Here is a 20,717-nt window from a genome sequence, read left to right as displayed (position 1 = left end):
CCCGATGGCCGGAGGTTTTCCCGGAACGTGCGCGCAGGTAGCGTCCGCACCATGGACACTCAGGCCCCCCACAGCAGCACGCCCGGCACCCAGGGCGGCATCACCGTGCAGCGGGCCCTGGAACTGCCAGGTCTGCGCAGCGGGCTCCCGGAAGTGGTGGCGGGCGGGGACCGGCTGCAGCGCACCGTGCGCTGGGTGCACGCGGGCGAGGTGCCCAACATCGCCTCGCTCCTCAAGGGCGGCGAGCTGCTCCTGACCACCGGGTTCGGCATCGGTACGCGCCCCGCCGAGCAGCGTGCCTTCGTCCGCAAGCTCGCCGACCGCGGCATCTCCGCGCTCGTCATCGAGCTGGGCCAGCGCTTCGCGCGGCTCCCCGCCGCGCTGGTGGAGACCGCGCGCGCGGCCGGCCTCCCGCTGGTGCAGCTGCATCGTGAGGTGCCGTTCGTGACGGTCACCGAGGAGGTCCACACCGAGATCGTCAACGGGCACTACGCGCTGCTCCAGCGCGCCGAGGAGGTACACCGGCGCTGCACGGAGGCCCTGCTGGGCGGCGGCGGAGTGCCCCAAGTCCTGCGTATTCTCGCGGAGTTCAGCGGCAACCCGGTGTTCCTGGAGACGGCCGACGGTCAGCTCCTGTACGCGGCCGGGGGCGAGCCCGAGGTCGCCGACCCGCTCCAGGTGTGGGAGGGCATGCGCGGCAAGCCCGCCGACCGGGACGAGCCGCCGGCCGGGGCCGTACTCGTCGACGTGCCGGGCGGCGGGCCCGGCGCCGGCTCCGTACGGGCGCGCCTCGTCCTGCTGCCGGTCGCGGCCCCGCTGGCGCCCGTGCACCGCATCGCGGCGGAACGGGCGGCGAGCAGCCTCGCCGTCGTCCTGATGCAGGCCCGCCAGGAGGAGGAGCTGGCGGCGCGCGGCCGCGGTGACTTCCTCACGGATCTCGCGGAGGGCCGGATCACACCGGACGACGCCCCGGCGCAGGCGCGCGTCCTCGGGTTCAAGCCGGGCGGCCAGGGGCCGCTGCTGCCGGTCGTGATGCGGCTGCCCGAGGCGTCGGTGGGCCTCTCCCCCGGCGGCGGCTGGGCGGTGCTCGCCCGGGCGGTCGCCGAGGAGCTGGCCGCGGTCGGAGTTCCGGTCCTGCTCGGCGTACGGCCCGTCGAGGGGCGCGTCCCCCTGCTGCTCGGGCTGCGGTCGGACTCGGAGCGCACGGCGGTCGCGGACCGGGTGGCCGCGGCGCTGCGGGCGGGGGTCGAGCGGGCGGGCATGCTGCGCGCCGGGACGCAGCCGCCGGTCGTCGTGGTCGGCGGCGCGGGCGGCTGGGCCGCGGCCGCGGCCGGTCTGCGGCACGCGGCCGAGACGGCCACGGCGGCGCAGGGCCTGTCGGACCGGCCCTGGTACGACGCGCGGCGCCTCGACATCGACCTGCTGCTGTGGCGGCTGCGGGACCATCCGGACCTGGCGGCGTTCGTGGAGCGGGCGATCGGCCCTCTCCAGGCCCACGACCGCCGCGCCAAGCCCCCGCTCCTTCCCACTCTCCAGACGTATCTGGCGCACGCGGGCCGCAAGGCGGAGACGGCCCGCGAACTCCACCTGAACCGTCAGACGCTCTACAACCGCCTTGCCCGCATAGGGGAGTTGCTCGGCACGGACCTGGACGACCCGCAGACGGTACTCGCGTTGAGCCTGGCGCTGCGGGCGCGCAGGCATGTGGGGTGAACGCGCCGCCGGGCCTTGGTCAGGTCAGCCCGGCGGCCGGGCCCCCGTCAACTCGTCGTAGATGCTGAGCACTTGGGCCACCGTCTCGTCCTCCGTCGGCCACGACGCCGCCTGCAGCGTGCCGCGCTCCTTGAGTTGGTCGCGGCGCGCGGGGTCGGCCAGGAGGCGGATGACGGTGTCGGCGAGGGCGCACGCGTCGCCGTAGGGGACGAGTTCCGCCGCGTCGCCCACGAGTTCGGGGATGCCGCCGACGTCGGTGGCGACGAGCGGTACGCGCGCGTGGAGCGCCTCCTGCGCGAGGACCGAGCGGGACTCCCAACTGCTGGTCAGCAGAGCCACATCGGCGGCTGCGAGCAGTTCGGAGACGTCGTCCCGGCGCCCCACGAGCCGTACGGGCAGCTGCTCACTCTCGATCCGGCGCTGGAGCGCGCCCCGCTCCGGCCCCTCGCCCGCGATGACGAGGAGCGGCACGGGGTCGAGGTGGCGCCAGGTGCGCGCGGCGTCCAGCAGCGTCCCGTAGCCGCGGTGCTTCACGAGGCTGCCGACGGCCATCAGCAACGGCCGGTCCACAGCGCCGAGTTCGGCCCGTGCCTTGTGCTGCAGGCGCTCCGGGTCCTCGGGTCCCTCGGGTCCGGGCACCGGCGCGGCTTCCGACGAGTCGGGGCGGCGCGGAGCCGGGAAGGCGACCGCGGCCAGCCGGGCGTCACGGGCGCCACGGACACGCGCTCGCTCGACGAGGTCCGAGGACGTGCCGAGGACCACGGAGGCGGCCCTCGCCACGCGCCGCTCGAGCAGCCGCAGCAGGTGGGCGCGGGCGCCCTCGGCGTGGGAGCGGGTGTGCCAGGTGACGACGAGGGGCGTGGTCCGGCCGCTGAGCGCGAGCGACGCACGGAGCCCGGCGTGCAGCCCGTGCGCGTGGACGAGGTCGGCGTCGGCGCAGGCGAGCCGGAGCGCCGCGACGGATCCGGGGTCGCTGCTGCGGGGCACGGTGACGTGCTGGGCGCCGACGTCCGCGAAGCCGTAGACGTGCGCGACCTCGGTGGGGGCGCAGACGGTGACGCGTACCCCCCTGGCGACGAGCCCGGCGGCCAGCGACCTGACGTGCGTGCTGCTTCCGGCGCTGCCGCCGCCCAGCACTTGCACGGTGCGCAGCGGCGACTGGCCGTGCGCTGGCTGGCTGCTCACGTGACTCACGCGGCCGGGACTCCTGGGTCGGTCGGTGCGGGACGCTCGGGGATGTCGCGCCGTAACGGTCTGGGCCAAGGATGCCAGCCCGTACGGGCGTTCCGGCACCGGGCCGGAGTCCCGACCGTGTCGGAGTGGGCAACACGTCGTACGGGATCACTCACACGCGTGAATTCAGGCGTGTCGCGCTGACTTCGCCCCGCGGGCCAGTGCGGTCACTTTGTCCCCGTATGCCGCGGCGAGGACCAGTCCGGCCGCGTGCGCGAGGAGTCCCGCGCGCCCGTTCCCGGCGACGACTGCGACGCCGAGCGCCGCGCCCAGGGCGTGGGCCCCGGTGTCGCCGATCATGGTGCGCCCGTCGAGATCCTCCGGCAGGACCGCCGCGACCGCGCCCATGGGGGCCGCGGCGACGGCCCCCTTGAGCAGTCCGGGCGCCCCGAGCGCGAGCACCGCCGCGGCCGCCCGCCCGGGCCGTACGTCCACCAGGTTCACGAGGTGCGCCGCGCCGGCGATCACGACACCGGCGAGTGCCCTGTCCACGGCCCGTTCCTCGAGCAGCGCGCCGGCGACGAGCCCCGCGGCGGAGATACCGATCAACTTCGCGGCCCCGCTGGTCAGTTCGCCGTCGCGAAGCGCCGACAGATGGGCCCGGAACCCGCTGCGCGGATCTCCGGCGCCCGCCACGTCGTCGTACGCGCCGCACGCCCCCGCCGCGAGCACGGCCAGGACGGCGGCCCGGCGATCGGGTCCCGAGGTGACGACGGCGGCGCCGGCGACGGCCCCGGCCACGACGGCCGGCCCGGCGTACAGGTCGACCGCCCGGCCCGCGAAGTTCGTCCGCTGCCACACGGCAGACCCACCCGGCCTGGCCCGCCGCAGCACCGCATACCCGGCCCGGGCCACGACGGCCCCGGCCGCGAGAGCCGCGAAGCGGCCCACCACACGCTTCTCCATGGGCGGTTACGCGTCCGCTCGGGCGGTGGCGAGCAGCTCCTCCGCGTGCGCGCGCGCCGTCTCGGAGTCCTCCTGGCCCGCCAGCATCCGGGACAGCTCGCGGACCCGGTCCTCGCCTTCGAGGACGGTGACACCGGACCGGGTGACGGTCCCGTCGTTCGTCTTCTCCACGAGGAGCTGCCGGTCGGCGAAGGCCGCCACCTGCGGAAGGTGTGTGACGACCACGACCTGCGCCGACTTGGCGAGCTTGGCGAGGCGCCTGCCGATCTCCACGGCCGCCTTGCCGCCGACGCCCGCGTCGACCTCGTCGAACAGATACGTGGGCACGGGATCGGTCCCGGCGAACACGACCTCCACGGCGAGCATCACGCGGGACAGCTCACCGCCCGAGGCCCCCTTGGCGATCGGCCGCGGCGGGGCGCCGGGGTGCGGGGCGAGCAGCAGCTCGACCTCGTCCACACCGGAGGGACCGTACGCGACCGTGCGCCCGTCGAGCTCGACGCCGTCCGGGTCGTCGGTGCGCCGGATGTCGAAGGACACGCGCGCGTGGGGCATGGCGAGCGAGGCCAGCTCCTGCGTGACGGCTTCCGCGAAGCGTGACGCCGCCTCCGTGCGGGAGTCCGTCAACGCCTGTGCCAGGACGCCCAGTTCACTGCGGAGGCCGTCCCGCTCTGCGGTCAGCTCATCGACCCGGTCGTCGTCTCCGTCGAGTTCGAGCAGCCGCGCCGAGCCCTGCTCGGCCCAGGCGAGCACCCCGGCCGTACCCTCGTCGGCCGCCCCGTACTTGCGCGTGAGCTGCGTCAGCGCGGCCCGCCGCTCCTCGACCGCCGCGAGCCGCAGCGGGTCGGCGTCCAGGTCGTCGGCGTATCCGGCGAGTTCCCCCGCCACGTCGGACAGGAGGATGCCGATCTCGCCGATCCGGTCGGCGAGCGCGGACAGGGCCGGGTCGTGCGCACGCACGGCGTCGAGCGCGCGGTTCGCGCCGCCCACGAGTGTGGTGGCGTCGACGCCCTCGGGGTCCTCGGGGTTGCCCGCGAGCGCGGTGTGCGCGGCGGACGCGGCCGAGGCGAGCGCCTCCGCGTGACCGAGCCGCTCGGCCTCCGCCGACAGCTCGACGTCCTCGCCGGCGCGCGGCTCGACGGCCGCGATCTCGTCGAGTCCGAAGCGCAGCAGATCCGCTTCCTGGGCGCGTTCACGCGCGCGCGTGACGATGGTGTCCAGCTCGGCGCTGACGGCCCGCAGCCGCCGGTACGCGGCCTGGTACTTGGTGAGCGGCACGGCGACCGCGTCGCCCGCGTACCGGTCGAGGGCAGCGCGTTGCCGGGACAGCTTGAGCAACCCCTGCTGATCGGTCTGGCCGTGCACGGCGACGAGCTCGTCGGCGAGTTCGGTCAGCATGCCCACCGGCACCGAACGCCCGCCGAGATGCGCCCGTGAGCGCCCCTCCGCCGAGACGGTCCGGCTGATGAGCAGCGCCCCGTCGTCGAGTTCGGCACCCGCCTCCTGGGCGCGCACGAGGGCCGCGGTGCCCTCGGGCACGGTGATCCGGCCCTCGACGACCGCCGCCTTGGCGCCGATCCGTACGAGGGCGGGGTCCGCGCGCCCGCCGAGCAGCAGGCCGAGGCTGGTGACCACCATCGTCTTGCCCGCACCGGTCTCGCCGGTCACGGCGGTGAATCCCGGCGACAGCTCGACCACCGCGTCGTCGATGACTCCGAGCGACCGTATCCGCATCTCCTCCAACACGGACACGACCTTACGAGGTCCGGAGCCATGTGTGCGACGGGCCCTGCCCCGCTTCCCTCCCGGCAGACCGAAATCGCAGGTCGTGAGTGGCTCTGTCCGGTCCTCCCGTCGCGCGTTGTCACCTGTTGTCACCCGTGAGGGTGGGGACAGCCCTCGTCCGGAGCGGCCTGCCCGCCGCATGGTGCCCGAGCCCGACGCGCCCGCACGCTTGAGCCCATGAGTACCGGACTGGCCAGGGCGGCCCTGCGCGCACACCGGCCCGCGTTCGTCGGCACGGCGGTCGCCGCGCTGTTCGCGGCGACGGTGGTGGGCGCGTCGACGACGGTGCTGCTCGCCACGAGCACCGACGGACTGCCGGCAGGCGCGCGCCACCGCATCACGGAGAACGGCGTCGGCGACATCGCGCCCGTCCTCCTCATCGGTTCGATCTACATGTCGATTTTTGTGGTCGTCTCGACGATGGGTACGGCCGTCACGCAGCAGCACCGCGAGCTCGCCCCCTCGTACGCGCCATCGGGGCCCGACCGCGCCAGGTGCGCCACGCCGCGAAGCCCGCGAGCGCCGCGGGGACGGACCGGGTGGGCTGCTCGCCAGGGCCTGGTTCTCCGGCATGGTCACGCACGGTCCGATCCCGCCGGGGGTGCCGTTCCGCCTCAGCTGGGCGGCGCTGCCGGTCCGCCTCGGGGTGACCGTGGTGACGTCGACGGTCGCCGCGCTGCTCTCGTCGCCGCGGTTCTCGCTCCTGCGGCCCGCCCGCGCCCTGTCCGAGGCGGCAGCGGGCAGGCGGCACCTCGGCCCGCTCAGGGCGCCGCTCGGCCTGGTCGCGGTCGCCGGGGCGTGCTTCCTCTCGGCCCTGCTGTCCCGGCAGGGCGCCGAGGAGGCGGGCCAGGGCGCGTTCCTCGTCCTGATCCTGTTCTGCATGGGGGTGGGCCTGCTCGGCCCGCGGATCGTAGGACCCGCGGCCTGGCTGGTCTCGGTGCTCGTGGGCCGCTTCGGCGCGAGTGCGCGGCTCGCGATGCTCAACGTCCGCTCGCAGCCCCGCCGCTTCTCGGCCGCCGTCGTCCCGCTCGTCCTCGTCGTCGGCTTCGGCCTCACCAAGGTCGCCCCGCACACGACGGCACAGCACCGCACGGGCTCGGCGGGCAGCACCGGCGAAGTGTGGCTCGACTACATGGGCACGGCGCTGTACGCGGGGTTCGCCGCCACAGCCGCCGCCAACACGCTCGCCATGATCTCGTTCGAGCGGCGCCGGGACGTGGCCCTGCTGCGGGTCGTCGGCACCCAGCGCGGCCAGGTGCACTTCCATGGCCGCCTGGGAGGCCGTCGTCGTCGCCGGTACGGCGCTGCTGCTCGGCGCCCTGATCGCGCTCGCCGCTGCCGTAAGTCCCGTGGACCCTCGCCGCCGGGACGGTCGCGGGCACACTCCTGCTGACGCTGCTCGCGACCGGTGTCCCGGTGTGGACGGTGATGCGCCGCGCGATCACCGTCGTACGGACGTGATCACCTACGGGATGTCCTACTGGGGCTTCCCGCGCCAGCCGGAGACGGGCAGCGCGAACTTGGCGACGAGCCGATCCGTGAACGAGGCGTGATGCAGCCGCGCGAGCCGCACCGGCACCGCCCCGCGCCGCACCTCGACGCGCGCGCCGGCGGGCAGTTCCACGGTCCGCCGCCCGTCGCACCACAGCACGCCGTGCGGGGTGTGCTGCTGCACCTCGACGGCTAGCACCGAGTCCGGCGAGGTCACCAGCGGCTTGGCGAACAGGGCGTGCGCGCTGATCGGCACCATGAGGAGCGCCTCGACCTCGGGCCACACGACGGGACCACCGGCCGAGAACGCGTAGGCCGTGGAGCCGGTGGGTGTCGCGCACACGATGCCGTCGCAGCCGAAGCCGGTGACGGGACGCCCGTCGATCTCCAGGACGACCTCGAGCATCCGCTCGGCCGACATCTTCTGCACGGCGGCCTCGTTGAGCGCCCAGTCGCGGTGCACGACGTCGCCGTTGCTGTGCACGACGACGTCGATCGTCATGCGCTCCTCGACCTCGTACGCCTTGGTGACGACCCGGTCGACCACCCTGTCGAGGTCGTCGCGCTCGGCCTCGGCGAGGAAGCCGACGCGGCCGAGGTTCACCCCAAGCATCGGGACCCCGGAGGCGCGGGCGAACTCGGCGCCACGCAGCAAAGTCCCGTCGCCGCCGAGGACGACCAGCAGCTCACAGGCGTCGAGGCACTCCGGAGTCGCCTCCTTCACGAGCTCCACCGACGCCGGGAGCGGCAGGTCCGCCGCCTCCGCCTCCAGGACGCGTACGCCGATGCCGCAGCGCAGCAGCCCCTCGACGACGAGTTCGGCACTCCGGATGGCGGCGGGCCGCCCGGTGTGTGCGAGCAGGAAAACAGTTCGAGCTCGGGTCTGTGTCAACGCGGCCCCTCCGCCACTGCACGGTCAACGTCCGCCGGGTCGAGTTCGGGCGCACCGGCGCGGAGCCACAGAAAGTACTCGACGTTTCCGGACGGCCCGGGCAGCGGGCTCGCCGTCACGCCCCTTACGCCGAGGCCGAGTTCCCACGCCTGCCGGGCCACCGTGCGCACCGTCTCGGCCCGCAGTTCAGGGCTGCGCACGACACCGCCGCTGCCGAGGCGGTCCTTGCCGATCTCGAACTGCGGCTTCACCATGAGCATCAGGTCCGCGTCGGGCGCCGCGCACCGCGCGAGGGCGGGGAGCACCAGGCCGAGCGGGATGAAGGACAGGTCTCCGACGACCAGGTCCACGGGTTTTCCATCGATCGCCTCCAGCGTCAACTCGCGTACGTTCGTACGGTCCTTGACGGTGACGCGTTCATCGCTCTGCAGCGACCAGGCGAGTTGCCCGTACCCGACGTCGACGGCGACGACATGGGCGACGCCGGCCCTCAGCAAGACGTCGGTGAACCCGCCCGTGGACGCCCCCGCGTCGAGCGCGCGGCGTCCCTCGACGGCGAGCCCCTGCGGCACGAAGGCCGCGAGGGCCCCCGCGAGCTTGTGGCCGCCGCGCGAGACGTAGTCGGGGTCGTTGTCGTCCTGCGTGACCACGATCGCGGCGGCGGTCTCCACCTGCGTGGCGGGCTTGGTCGCGGTGGTCCTGCCGACCGTGACGCGCCCCGCGGCGATCAGCTGGCTCGCGTGCTCGCGCGAGCGGGCGAGCTTCCGGCGGACGAGCTCGGCGTCGAGGCGGCGTCGTGCCACTCCTGCCACGTTCGGTTCAGCTCCTGTGTCGGTTCGAGGGTGAGGGCTCGGGGCGTGCGTCCAGCGCGGTCAGCGCGTCACGCAGGCCCCGGTGTACATCCTCGTACACCTCGATGTGTCCGTCGGCGGTGAGGTGGTCGACGTCGGCGAGCCGGTCGAGCCCGGCGTCCACGTCCGCGTTGCCGGTGGGGGTGCGCGGGACGCCGAGGGGGGCCGGGGCCGCGGGCTCGTACGACGGTTCGTCCCGGACCTCCGGGACCCCGGCCGCCTGGTCCGGCACCTGGTCGGGGTCCGGATGAGAGTCGTTCATGCCACGACGCTACCGCGTAGCACTGGGGTACGGTCGACCGCGATGGCGACGACGCAGGAGTGCCGTGCCGCACTCGACAAACTCTCTGACAATCTGGCGGGCGCGGACGGCGGGGTACGCAGCGCGGCGGCGCTCGACCGCTCGCTGAGCTGCCATGTCACGGACCTCGGGATCACGTTCACGGGCCGGCTCGAGAACGGCCGGATCGAGGTGCTCGACACGGTCGACGGGCCGCCGCCCGACCGGGCACAGATCCGGCTCGCGATGACCGGCGACGACCTGGTCGCGATGGTCGACGGCAGGCTGAACTTCGCGAAGGCCTGGGCCTCCGGCCGGATCAGGCTGGAGGCCGGCTTCCGCGATCTGCTGCGGCTCAGGACGCTGCTCTAGCCACCGCCTTCGCGGGCGCCTCCGCGTCCCGGGCTGGGGCCTTCCTGGCCTTGCGCGCGGCCGGCACCACCAGCGGAGTACCGGTCTCCGGATCGTCGATGACCTGGCACTTCATCCCGAAGAGCCGCTCGACGAGGTCCGCGGTGACGATGTCGCCCGGCGCTCCCTCGGCGATGATCTCGCCGCCGCGAAGCGCGATCAGGTGGGTGGCGTAGCGGGCCGCGTGATTGAGGTCGTGCAGGACCGCGACGAGCGTGCGCCCCTGCTCCTCGTGCAGCTCCGCGCACAGGTCCAGTACGTCGATCTGGTGCTGGATGTCGAGGTACGTGGTCGGCTCGTCGAGGAGCAGCAGCGGGGTCTGCTGGGCGAGCGCCATGGCGATCCAGACGCGCTGGCGCTGACCGCCGGACAGTTCGTCGACAAAGCGATCGGCGAGTTCGGCCACTCCGGTGGAGGCCATCGACTCCTGCACGATCCGCTCGTCGTCGCTGGACCACTGGCGCAGCAGGCCCTGGTGGGGGTAGCGGCCGCGGGAGACGAGGTCGCCGACGGTGATGCCGTCGGGCGCGATCGACGACTGGGGCAGCAGCCCCAGCGTGCGCGCCACCTTCTTCGCCGGCATCGACTGGATGGCCTGCCCGTCGAGGAGCACCCGGCCCGTCGACGGCTTCAGCATCCGCGACAGCGCGCGCAGCAGCGTGGACTTGCCGCAGGCGTTCGGGCCGACGATCACGGTGAAGGAGTTGTCGGGGATCTCGACCGAGAGCTCCGACGCGATCACACGCTGGTCGTAGCCCAGGGTGACGTTCTCGGCGGACAGTCGGTTCACGGTGGTGCTCCTCCGGTTGTTGCTCTGGCTGGGGTTCCTGTCGCTCATATCCGGCCGGCTTTCCGCTCGGAGAGCAGGAGCCACAGCAGATAGACACCGCCGACGACTCCGGTGACCACTCCGACGGGCAGCTGGTCGGCGCCGAAGGCGCGCTGCGAGATCCAGTCGGCGGTGACGAGCAGGGCCGCTCCCATGCACATGGACGCCGCGATGTTCGGACCCGGCGAGCGGGTGAGCCGCCGGGCCAGCTGGGGGGCGGTCAGCGCGACGAATCCGACGGGTCCCGCGGCGGCGGTGGCCGCGGCGGTGAGCAGCACGGCGGCCACGAGCAGGACGAGCCGCGTCCGCTCGACGCGCACCCCGAGCGCGTTCGCCACGTCGTCGCCCATCTCCAGCATGCGCAGCGGCCGCGCGTACGTGAGGGCGACGGGTACGAGGACGGCGCACAGGGCGAGCAGGGGCCAGACCTGGTTCCAGTCGCGGCCGTCGAGCGATCCCGTCATCCAGACCGTCGCGCGGGCGGCGTCGACGATGTCTGCCTTGGTCAGCAGATAGCCGTTGACCGCGGTCATGACGGCGGACATTCCGATGCCGACCAGGACGAGCCGGTATCCGTGCACGCCACGCTTCCAGGCGAGCAGATAGATGGCGAACCCGGTCACCAGACCGCCGACGAGCGCCCCGAGCGCGACCTGGGCGGCGCTCCCCGAGAACAGCACGATCATGACGAGCGCACCGGCCGTGGAGCCCTGACCGAGGCCCAGAATGTCCGGACTGCCCAGCGGATTACGGGAGATGGCCTGGAAGAGCGCGCCGCCGAGCGCGAGCGCCGCGCCGACGAGGAGTCCCACGAGGACCCTGGGCAGCCGCAGCTCGTTGACGATGAACTCCTGCCCCGCGTCACCGTTGCCGAGCAGCGTACGGATCACGTCGGTGGCGGAGATGGGGAAGTCGCCGGTGCCGATCAGCGCGACGCTCGCGGCGAGCGCGACGCACAGCAGCACGAGGACGATCACGAGCCCGCGGATGTCGAGGCGCAGGGAGATCCCGCCCCGGGTACGGATCGCCTTCACAGCTGGGTGACCTTCCGCCGGCGCACGAGGTAGATGAAGACCGGGCCGCCGATGATCGCGGTGACGATGCCGACCTGGACCTCGGCGGGCCGCGCCACGAGCCGGCCCACGACGTCCGCGCCGAGGAGCAGCACGGGCGACAGGACAGCGGAGAACGGCAGGATCCAGCGCAGGTCGGGGCCCGTGAAGGAACGGACGACGTGGGGCACCATCAGGCCGACGAATACGATCGGCCCGCAGGCGGCGGTCGCGGCGCCGCACAGCAGCGTGGCAGCCATCATGGACAGCGCACGCGTCCTGTTCAGGTTCGCGCCGAGGGCGCGGGCCGTGTCGTCGCCCATCGCCATGGCGTTGAGCGGCCGCGCGAGCGCGAGGGCGAGCACCGAACCGACGGCGATGAACGGCAGCACCTGCCGGATCGTCGACATGTCGGCAGAGACGAGCGAGCCCACCGTCCAGAAGCGCATCTTGCCCAGCGCCGCGTTGTCCATGATCATCACGGCCTGGAGATAGCCGTAGAGCGCGGCGCTGATGGCGGTCCCGGCGAGTGCGAGCCGCACCGGCGTCGCACTGCGGGTCCCGCCGAGGACGTAGACGAGAACACCCACGGCCGCGGCCCCGAGGAAGGCGAACCACACATAGCCCGTCAGCGAGGTGACGCCGAAGAAGCTGACGGCGGTGACGACGGCCGCCGAGGCGCCCATGTTGATGCCGAGGAGTCCGGGGTCGGCCAGCGGGTTACGGGTCAGCGCCTGGAGGACCGCGCCGGAGAGCCCGAGCGCGACACCGGAGAGAAGCCCGAGCAGCGTGCGCGCGAGCCGCTCGCCCACCACGACATCGCTGAACGTCCCGGTGTCCTCGAACAGGCCGTGCCACACCTGGCCAACGGACAGGGGTTTCGCCCCGATCGCGACGCTCACGACCAGGAGCGCGGCCAGTACGACGACGGCTCCGAGGAGCCCGACCGTACGTATCGCCCGGCGGTTCGGGGGCGCGGCGGCAGTATCCGCGCGCTGTTCGAGGGGACTGTCGACCAACACGAGGTTAGGTTAGCCTACCCTCCCCGCCCTCTTCGAGGTCGCTACCGCCAGAGAAGCTCGGGGAAGCACTGGGGAAGCACCGAGAAGCTCGGGGAAGCGCAGGAAACCCCACCCGCCGTACGCCTCCCCGCCCGCGCCGCCTCAAACCCCCAGCCGCGCCAGCGCCTTCGCACCGTCGAGCCCGCAGGTCCCGTCCCCCGCCGCCGTCCAGGCCGCCGCGCACAGCGCCCTCAGCCCGTCGATCGCCTCGCCGTCCCCCTCCAGCTCAAGGCGCTCGCCGCCCGCGGTCGCGACCCAGCCCCCGCACGCGAACCCGTCCCCCCGCGCCACGACTTCCGGCTGCCCGGTGAGCAGCCCCCGCAGGTCGACGTCGACATAGGTGGGCCGGTGCTGCGGCGGCGCGGCGAGCAGCTGCGCGCCGTCGGTGACACCGGTCAGAACGAGCAGCGAGTCCACCTCCCCGTTGAACGCGCCCTCGATGTCCGTGTCGAGGCGGTCCCCGATCACCAACGGCCGCTCCGCGCCGGTGCGCAGGATCGTCTCGCGGTGCATCGGAGGCAACGGCTTGCCGGCCACCTGCGGCTGCGCACCCGTCGCGATTCGGACGACCTCGACCGCCGCGCCGTTGCCCGGAGCGATGCCGCGCGCGCTCGGAATGGTCAGGTCCGTATTGGACGCGAACCACGGCACACCGCGTGCGATCGCGTAACAGGCCTCCGCGAACCGCCCCCAGGCCAGGTCGGGCCCGCCGTACCCCTGTACCACCGCCACCGGCTCGTCGTCGGCGGAGTCCACCGGCTCGAGCCCGCGCTCTCTCAGTGCGACCCGCAGCCCCTCCCCGCCGATTACCAACACCCGTGACCCGTCCGGCACTTGCTCACTGATCAGGCGCGCCACTGCCTGCGCCGACGTGATGACGTCCGCCGCGTCCGTCGGAATCCCCAGCTCCCTCAGATGCTCGGCCACGGCGTCCGGCGTACGCAGCGCGTTGTTCGTGACGTACGCGAGCCCCATGCCCGCCCCGCGCGCCACGGCGAGCGACTCGGGGGCGTGCGCGATGGCGTCACCGCCCGCGTACACCACCCCGTCGAGGTCGAGCAGCGCCGTGTCGTACGCCTCGTTCAGCGCTCGCCGACTGCCTTCGGGCCGCGTCCTGACGGTCTGGCTCATTACACATCGCTCCTCGTTCGATCCCACTCCCCCGATCATCGCTCATGCCACTGACACACATACGATGCAGCAATGAACACTGCAGGTCCCCCAGGTCCGACGGACAGTGACGGCCTCGACCTGATCCCGTTCAGGGGTGTGCGTTACGTCCCCGAGCGCGTGGGCAGCCTCGCCGCCGTGACGTCACCCCCGTACGACGTGGTCGTCCGCCCCGACGGCCTGCACCACCTGGAGTCCGCGGACCCGCACAACATCGTCCGCCTGATCCTCCCGCAGGCCGTCTCCCCGGACACCCGCAACGCCCTCGCGGCCGACACCCTGCGCCGCTGGCTGTCCGAGGGCATCCTGGCCCCCGACGAGATCCCCGCGCTGTACGTCTACGAGCAGCGCGACGGCGACCATCTCCAGCGCGGCGTCATCGGTGCCCTGCGTCTGTCCGAGCCGTCCGAAAGGGTCGTCCTGCCCCACGAGGACGTCATGCCGCACGTGATCGCCGACCGCGCGGGCCTGATGCGCGCCACGGCCGCCAACCTCGAACCCCTGCTCCTCACCTACCGCAGCGAGGGCAACGCGACGGGCACGACCGCGGTCATCGAACGCACGGTAAAGCGCCCCCCGCTCCTCGCGACGACCACGGAGGACGGCTTCGCCCACCGCCTGTGGTCGGTCACCGACCCGGCCGAGCTGGCTGAGATCCGCGCGGACCTCGCCCACCACCAGGCCCTGATCGCGGACGGCCACCACCGCTGGGCGACGTATCTGCGCCTGCGCTCCGAACAACCGTCCCCCACCCCATGGGACTTCGGCCTCGTCCTCCTCGTGGACACGGCCCGCTATCCGCTGCGCGTGCGCGCCATCCATCGCCTCCTGCACCGCCTCCCGGTCCCGGACGCCCTGGCCGCGCTGAAGGGCTCCTTCCGGCTGCGCGAAATCCCCGGCCCGCTGTCTCAGGCCCTGAAAGCCCTCGCCGACGCGGCCGCCCACGGCAACGCGTTCCTCCTCGCCGGCGCCGGCTCCTTCCACCTCGCGGACACCCCGTCCCCGGAGCTCCTGGCCCGTACGATCCCTACCGACCGCCCGGAGGCCTGGCGCACGCTCGACGCGACCGTCCTGCACTCCACGCTCCTGGAGCATGTCTGGCGCATCCCCGAGGACGCGCCGGAGCACATCGCGTACATCCATGACGCGGCCGCCACGGTCGCGAAGGCGGAACGTGACGGCGGCACGGCCGTCCTCATGCACCCGGTCCGCGAGGAAGTCGTCCGCGACCTGGCGCGGCAGGGCGTGACGATGCCCCGCAAGTCGACGTCGTTCGGCCCGAAACCGGCGACGGGTCTGGTGCTGCGTACGCTCGCCGACTGACCGCGAGCCACGCGCGCGTAGGCGCATACGACGAACGGGCGGGGCCCCATCGCTGGGATCCCGCCCGTTCGTCATGCTGCGTCATGCGCGGCCGCACTCAGCCGCTGAGCTCAGCCCTTGTCGTTCTCGGACTCGAACTCCTCGTCGTCCTCGTCGTAGAACTCTTCGACGTCCTCGTCGTCCTCGACCCAGGGCTCGTCGTCGTCACCCGCGGCGGCCTTCGGCCCCGCGACCGTGGCGGGGGCCTCGTCGGACTCGCCCTCGAAGGCGTCGACGAACTCGACCCCGTCCATCTCGGCGAGCCGGTCGGACGCGTCGGTGCTGCCGTCCCGGTCGGACTCGACGGCCTTCGCGAACCACTCGCGCGCCTCGCCCTCACGACCGGCGGCGAGCAGCGCGTCGGCGTACGCGTACCGCAGACGCGCGGTCCACGGCTGTACGGAGTTCGAGGCGAGCTCGGGGCTCTGCAGCGTCACGATGGCCGCGTCGAGCTGGTCCATGTCACGCCGGGCACCGGCCGCCACGAGCCGCATCTCGACCTGTCCGGCCTTGTCCAGCTTGGCCACCTCGGGCGCGCCGGCCATGTCGAGGGCCTTCTCGGGCCGCCCGAGACCGCGCTCGCAGTCCGCCATGACGGGCCACAGCTCGACGTTGCCGGTCATGCGCCGGGCGGCGCGGAACTCGGCGAGCGCCTCGCTGAACTTCTGGTTCGCGTACGCGGCGAAGCCGGCGGCCTCGCGCACGGCGGCGACCCTGGAGGCGAGCCGCAGCGCGATCTTCGAGTACTCGTAGGCCTGCTCGGGGTCCTCGTCGATCAGCTTGGCGACCATCACCAGGTTCTTGGCGACGTCCTCGGCCAGGCCCTTCGGCAGGCTCTGAAGCTCCTGCCGTACGTCCTTGTCGATCTCGTCGCCGGTGACGTCCTCGGGGATCGGCAGCCGGCGGATGGGCTCGCGGTCGCGGTCACGCTCGTCGCGGAAGCGGCCACCGCCACGGCGGTCGTCGCGCCCATGGTCGTCACGCCCACGGAACCCGCCGGGACGCCCACCACGGTCGTCGCGGCGCGGCCCACGGTCGCGGTCGTCACGCGGCCGGTACCCGCCACCACCACGGGTGTCGCCACCACGGTCATCACGACGGAACCCACCGCCACGGCTGTCGTCACGGCGGTCGTCACGACGCTCGTCGCGACGGAAGCCGCCACCACGGCTGTCGTCACGGCGGTCGTCACGACGCTCGTCGCGACGGAAGCCGCCACCACGGTTGTCATCGCGGCGGTCGTCCCGACGGTCATCACGGGGACGGTACCCACCGCGATCATCGTCACGGCGGAAGGCGGGGCGGTCGCCACCGGGACGGTCGCCGTCACGACGGGGACCACGGTCACGGTCGTCACGCGGGCGGTAACCGCCACCACGGGTGTCGCCACCACGGTTGTCGTCGCGGCGGAACCCACCACCACGGGTGTCGCCACCGCGGTCATCACGACGGAACCCACCACCACGGGTGTCACCGCCACGGTCATCACGACGGAAGGCAGGACGGTCGCCACCGGGACGGTCGCCGTCACGACGGGGACCACGGTCACGGTCGTCACGGGGGCGGTAACCGCCACCACGGGTGTCGCCACCACGGTCATCGCGACGGAAGGCGGGGCGGTCGCCACCGCCACGGTCATCACGACGGGGACCACGGTCACGGTCGTCACGCGGGCGGTAACCGCCACCACCACGGGTGTCGACACCACGGTCGTCACGACGGAAGCCACCACCACGGTTGTCGCCGCCGCGGCTGTCGCCACCACGGTCGTCACGACGGTCGTCGCGCCGGTTGTCGTCACGGCGGTCATCGCGTCGGAAGGGAGGACGGTCGTCGTCGCGGCGGGGGCCACGATCGCGGTCGTCACGCGGGCGGTAACCGCCACCACGGGTGTCGCCACCACGGTTGTCGTCGCGGCGGAACCCACCACCACGGGTGTCGCCACCGCGGTCATCACGACGGAACCCACCACCACGGGTGTCACCGCCACGGTCATCACGACGGAAAGCGGGGCGGTCGCCACCGGGACGGTCGCCGTCACGACGGGGACCACGGTCACGGTCGCCGCCGCGGTCGTCCCGGCGGGGCGCCTGGCCACCGCGGTCGTTGTCGCGTCGCGGTCCGCCTCGGTATTCGCCCCGGTCCCGGTCACCACTGTCCCGGCGTCGCTGGTCGCGATCCGGTCGCTCATCGGGAGAGTTGGTGGACATGGGTGACTCCTGTCTTCGGTACCGCAGTCATTCTCGCGCAGCCGGGTAGCCGGCGCGCTTCGACAAAACAAAAAAGGACCCTTGGTCCCAGCGTGTGTGCTGGGACCAAGGGTCCTCTAAAAATTGTTCGGCGGCGTCCTACTCTCCCACAGGGTCCCCCCTGCAGTACCATCGGCGCTTTGAGGCTTAGCTTCCGGGTTCGGAATGTAACCGGGCGTTTCCCTCACGCTATGACCACCGAAACCCTATCAGTGTCCCGTTTCAAGGAAACGAGTTCCCGAACAAGGCAGCGAACAAGCACACTCTTCAATTAAGTAGTGCGGCCGTTCAGCCGACACAATTGTTCGTTATCTGAGAACAAACACAGTGGACGCGAGCAACTGAGGACAAGCCCTCGGCCTATTAGTACCAGTCACCTCCACCCGTTACCGGGCTTCCAGATCTGGCCTATCAACCCAGTCGTCTACTGGGAGCCTTAACCCCTCAAGGGGGTGGGAATACTCATCTCGAAGCAGGCTTCCCGCTTAGATGCTTTCAGCGGTTATCCTTTCCGAACGTAGCCAACCAGCCATGCCCTTGGCAGGACAACTGGCACACCAGAGGTTCGTCCGTCCCGGTCCTCTCGTACTAGGGACAGCCCTTCTCAATATTCCTGCGCGCGCAGCGGATAGGGACCGAACTGTCTCACGACGTTCTAAACCCAGCTCGCGTACCGCTTTAATGGGCGAACAGCCCAACCCTTGGGACCGACTCCAGCCCCAGGATGCGACGAGCCGACATCGAGGTGCCAAACCATCCCGTCGATATGGACTCTTGGGGAAGATCAGCCTGTTATCCCCGGGGTACCTTTTATCCGTTGAGCGACGGCGCTTCCACAAGCCACCGCCGGATCACTAGTCCCGACTTTCGTCCCTGCTCGACCCGTCGGTCTCACAGTCAAGCTCCCTTGTGCACTTACACTCAACACCTGATTACCAACCAGGCTGAGGGAACCTTTGGGCGCCTCCGTTACTCTTTAGGAGGCAACCGCCCCAGTTAAACTACCCATCAGACACTGTCCCTGATCCGGATCACGGACCCAGGTTAGACATCCAGCACGACCAGAGTGGTATTTCAACGACGACTCCCCCTGAACTGGCGTCCAGAGTTCAAAGTCTCCCACCTATCCTACACAAGCCGAACCGAACACCAATATCAAACTGTAGTAAAGGTCCCGGGGTCTTTCCGTCCTGCTGCGCGAAACGAGCATCTTTACTCGTAGTGCAATTTCACCGGGCCTATGGTTGAGACAGTCGAGAAGTCGTTACGCCATTCGTGCAGGTCGGAACTTACCCGACAAGGAATTTCGCTACCTTAGGATGGTTATAGTTACCACCGCCGTTTACTGGCGCTTAAGTTCTCAGCTTCGCACACCCGAAAGTGCACTAACCGGTCCCCTTAACGTTCCAGCACCGGGCAGGCGTCAGTCCGTATACATCGCCTTACGGCTTCGCACGGACCTGTGTTTTTAGTAAACAGTCGCTTCTCGCTGGTCTCTGCGGCCACCCCCAGCTCGAGGAGCAAGTCCTCTCACCAGTGATGGCCCCCCTTCTCCCGAAGTTACGGGGGCATTTTGCCGAGTTCCTTAACCATAGTTCACCCGAACGCCTCGGTATTCTCTACCTGACCACCTGAGTCGGTTTAGGGTACGGGCCGCCATGAAACTCGCTAGAGGCTTTTCTCGACAGCATAGGATCATCCACTTCACCACAATCGGCTCGGCATCAGGTCTCAGGCACAAGCTGTCCGGATTTACCTGGACAGCGCCCTACACCCTTACCCCGGGACAACCACCGCCCGGGCTGGACTACCTTCCTGCGTCACCCCATCACTCACCTACTACAAGTCTGGTCCGTCGGCTCCACCACTTTCCTTTCCCCGAAGGGTCCGGAACGGCTTCACGGACTTAGCATCGCCTGATTCAATGTTTGACGCTTCACAGCGGGTACCGGAATATCAACCGGTTATCCATCGACTACGCCTGTCGGCCTCGCCTTAGGTCCCGACTTACCCTGGGCAGATCAGCTTGACCCAGGAACCCTTAGTCAATCGGCGCACACGTTTCTCACGTGTGTATCGCTACTCATGCCTGCATTCTCACTCGTGAACCGTCCACAACTCGCTTCCGCGGCTGCTTCACCCGGCACACGACGCTCCCCTACCCATCACGATCCCCGTTGGGGGTATATATCGCAATGACACGACTTCGGCGGTACGCTTGAGCCCCGCTACATTGTCGGCGCGGAATCACTAGACCAGTGAGCTATTACGCACTCTTTCAAGGGTGGCTGCTTCTAAGCCAACCTCCTGGTTGTCTGTGCGACTCCACATCCTTTCCCACTTAGCGTACGCTTAGGGGCCTTAGTCGATGCTCTGGGCTGTTTCCCTCTCGACCATGGAGCTTATCCCCCACAGTCTCACTGCCGTGCTCTCACTTACCGGCATTCGGAGTTTGGCTAAGGTCAGTAACCCGGTAGGGCCCATCGCCTATCCAGTGCTCTACCTCCGGCAAGAAACACACGACGCTGCACCTAAATGCATTTCGGGGAGAACCAGCTATCACGGAGTTTGATTGGCCTTTCACCCCTAACCACAGGTCATCCCCCAGGTTTTCAACCCTGGTGGGTTCGGTCCTCCACGAAGTCTTACCTCCGCTTCAACCTGCCCATGGCTAGATCACTCCGCTTCGGGTCTTGAGCGCGCTACTGAATCGCCCTATTCGGACTCGCTTTCGCTACGGCTTCCCCACACGGGTTAACCTCGCAACGCACCGCAAACTCGCAGGCTCATTCTTCAAAAGGCACGCAGTCACGACTGTATGTGCAAGCACATACAGCGACGCTCCCACGGCTTGTAGGCACACGGTTTCAGGTACTATTTCACTCCGCTCCCGCGGTACTTTTCACCATTCCCTCACGGTACTATCCGCTATCGGTCACCAGGGAATATTTAGGCTTAGCGGGTGGTCCCGCCAGATTCACACGGGATTTCTCGGGCCCCGTGCTACTTGGGTGTCTCTCAAACGAGCCGCTGATGTTTCGACTACGGGGGTCTTACCCTCTACGCCGGACCTTTCGCATGTCCTTCGCCTACATCAACGGTTTCTGACTCGTCTCACAGCCGGCAGACTGTGAAAGAGAGATCCCACAACCCCACATGCGCAACCCCTGCCGGGTATCACACGCATATGGTTTGGCCTCATCCAGTTTCGCTCGCCACTACTCCCGGAATCACGGTTGTTTTCTCTTCCTGCGGGTACTGAGATGTTTCACTTCCCCGCGTTCCCTCCACATACCCTATGTGTTCAGGTATGGGTGACAGCCCATGACGACTGCCGGGTTTCCCCATTCGGAAACCCCCGGATCAAAGCCTGGTTGACGGCTCCCCGGGGACTATCGTGGCCTCCCACGTCCTTCATCGGTTCCTGGTGCC

At 70.4% G+C, this 20,717-nt stretch carries 16 protein-coding genes and 2 rRNA genes (1 of these 18 running past the window's edge); 5 read left to right on the top strand and 13 right to left on the bottom strand.

The window, feature by feature from the left end:
* The first annotated feature begins 51 nt into the window (after positions 1-51).
* Positions 52-1,713 (top strand): PucR family transcriptional regulator, encoded by a 1,662-nt coding sequence (locus tag OG456_RS28640; protein WP_266565928.1) that lies wholly within the window; start codon positions 52-54, stop codon positions 1,711-1,713.
* Positions 1,714-1,737: 24 nt separating this feature from the next.
* Here the strand turns inward: OG456_RS28640 and OG456_RS28635 are convergent, their stop codons facing one another.
* From OG456_RS28635 to recN, 3 genes are all read right to left on the bottom strand, one after another.
* Complete coding sequence (locus OG456_RS28635; RefSeq protein WP_266565926.1) at positions 1,738-2,907, bottom strand: glycosyltransferase family 4 protein; 1,170 nt, start codon at positions 2,905-2,907, stop codon at positions 1,738-1,740.
* A 165-nt stretch (positions 2,908-3,072) separates the two neighbouring features.
* Positions 3,073-3,852: a hypothetical protein gene (locus OG456_RS28630; RefSeq protein WP_266565924.1), complete on the bottom strand. Its 780-nt coding sequence runs from the start codon at positions 3,850-3,852 to the stop codon at positions 3,073-3,075.
* Positions 3,853-3,858: 6 nt separating this feature from the next.
* Positions 3,859-5,586: a DNA repair protein RecN gene (gene recN, locus OG456_RS28625; RefSeq protein WP_266569467.1), complete on the bottom strand. Its 1,728-nt coding sequence runs from the start codon at positions 5,584-5,586 to the stop codon at positions 3,859-3,861.
* Positions 5,587-6,208: 622 nt separating this feature from the next.
* Between recN and OG456_RS28620 the strand changes: the two genes are divergently transcribed.
* Positions 6,209-7,030, top strand: coding sequence for a hypothetical protein (locus OG456_RS28620; RefSeq protein WP_266565922.1), 822 nt, complete (start codon positions 6,209-6,211; stop codon positions 7,028-7,030).
* A gap of 84 nt (positions 7,031-7,114) precedes the next feature.
* On the opposite strand, the gene OG456_RS28615 is transcribed toward OG456_RS28620, so the two are convergent.
* From OG456_RS28615 to OG456_RS28605, 3 genes are read right to left on the bottom strand one after another with little or no spacing between them, the layout of a single operon-like run.
* Positions 7,115-8,020: an NAD kinase gene (locus tag OG456_RS28615; protein WP_266565920.1), complete on the bottom strand. Its 906-nt coding sequence runs from the start codon at positions 8,018-8,020 to the stop codon at positions 7,115-7,117.
* Entirely contained in the window at positions 8,017-8,832 is an 816-nt protein-coding gene (locus OG456_RS28610; protein ID WP_266565918.1) for a TlyA family RNA methyltransferase, read from the bottom strand. Before OG456_RS28610 ends, OG456_RS28615 begins: the two co-directional genes overlap by 4 nt.
* A gap of 7 nt (positions 8,833-8,839) precedes the next feature.
* On the bottom strand, positions 8,840-9,133 hold the full coding sequence (locus OG456_RS28605) for a hypothetical protein (RefSeq protein WP_266565916.1): 294 nt from the start codon (positions 9,131-9,133) through the stop codon (positions 8,840-8,842).
* Between the two features lie 42 nt (positions 9,134-9,175).
* Here OG456_RS28605 and OG456_RS28600 point away from each other — a divergent pair, with 42 nt between their 5' ends.
* Positions 9,176-9,523, top strand: coding sequence for an SCP2 sterol-binding domain-containing protein (locus tag OG456_RS28600; RefSeq protein WP_266565914.1), 348 nt, complete (start codon positions 9,176-9,178; stop codon positions 9,521-9,523).
* On the opposite strand, the gene OG456_RS28595 is transcribed toward OG456_RS28600, so the two are convergent.
* From OG456_RS28595 to OG456_RS28580, 4 genes are all read right to left on the bottom strand, one after another.
* Positions 9,507-10,400: an ABC transporter ATP-binding protein gene (locus tag OG456_RS28595; protein ID WP_266565913.1), complete on the bottom strand. Its 894-nt coding sequence runs from the start codon at positions 10,398-10,400 to the stop codon at positions 9,507-9,509. The genes OG456_RS28600 and OG456_RS28595 overlap by 17 nt on opposite strands.
* Positions 10,397-11,425, bottom strand: coding sequence for an iron chelate uptake ABC transporter family permease subunit (locus tag OG456_RS28590; protein WP_266565911.1), 1,029 nt, complete (start codon positions 11,423-11,425; stop codon positions 10,397-10,399). Before OG456_RS28590 ends, OG456_RS28595 begins: the two co-directional genes overlap by 4 nt.
* Positions 11,422-12,465, bottom strand: a complete 1,044-nt coding sequence (locus OG456_RS28585; protein ID WP_266565909.1) for an iron ABC transporter permease — start codon at positions 12,463-12,465, stop codon at positions 11,422-11,424. Before OG456_RS28585 ends, OG456_RS28590 begins: the two co-directional genes overlap by 4 nt.
* Before the next feature lie 141 nt (positions 12,466-12,606).
* Entirely contained in the window at positions 12,607-13,635 is a 1,029-nt protein-coding gene (locus OG456_RS28580) for an HAD hydrolase-like protein (RefSeq protein ID WP_266565907.1), read from the bottom strand.
* A 72-nt stretch (positions 13,636-13,707) separates the two neighbouring features.
* On the opposite strand from OG456_RS28580, the gene OG456_RS28575 reads away from it, so the two are divergent.
* Positions 13,708-14,997 (top strand): DUF1015 domain-containing protein, encoded by a 1,290-nt coding sequence (locus tag OG456_RS28575; protein ID WP_266565905.1) that lies wholly within the window; start codon positions 13,708-13,710, stop codon positions 14,995-14,997.
* A gap of 110 nt (positions 14,998-15,107) precedes the next feature.
* Here the strand turns inward: OG456_RS28575 and OG456_RS28570 are convergent, their stop codons facing one another.
* Complete coding sequence (locus OG456_RS28570; RefSeq protein ID WP_266569466.1) at positions 15,108-15,935, bottom strand: hypothetical protein; 828 nt, start codon at positions 15,933-15,935, stop codon at positions 15,108-15,110.
* A 72-nt stretch (positions 15,936-16,007) separates the two neighbouring features.
* Between OG456_RS28570 and OG456_RS28565 the strand changes: the two genes are divergently transcribed.
* Positions 16,008-17,252, top strand: a complete 1,245-nt coding sequence (locus OG456_RS28565; RefSeq protein ID WP_266569571.1) for a hypothetical protein — start codon at positions 16,008-16,010, stop codon at positions 17,250-17,252.
* 119 nt (positions 17,253-17,371) lie between these two features.
* Here the strand turns inward: OG456_RS28565 and rrf are convergent.
* A 5S ribosomal RNA gene (gene rrf / locus OG456_RS28560) occupies positions 17,372-17,488 on the bottom strand.
* 140 nt (positions 17,489-17,628) lie between these two features.
* Positions 17,629-20,717: ribosomal RNA gene (locus OG456_RS28555) — 23S ribosomal RNA — on the bottom strand; it runs 34 nt beyond the window's last position.

The sequence above is a fragment of the Streptomyces sp. NBC_01446 genome, from assembly GCF_026340095.1.
GTDB classification, from domain to species: Bacteria; Actinomycetota; Actinomycetes; order Streptomycetales; family Streptomycetaceae; genus Streptomyces; species Streptomyces aureus.
This window is presented reverse-complemented; position numbering and strand designations above follow the sequence as displayed.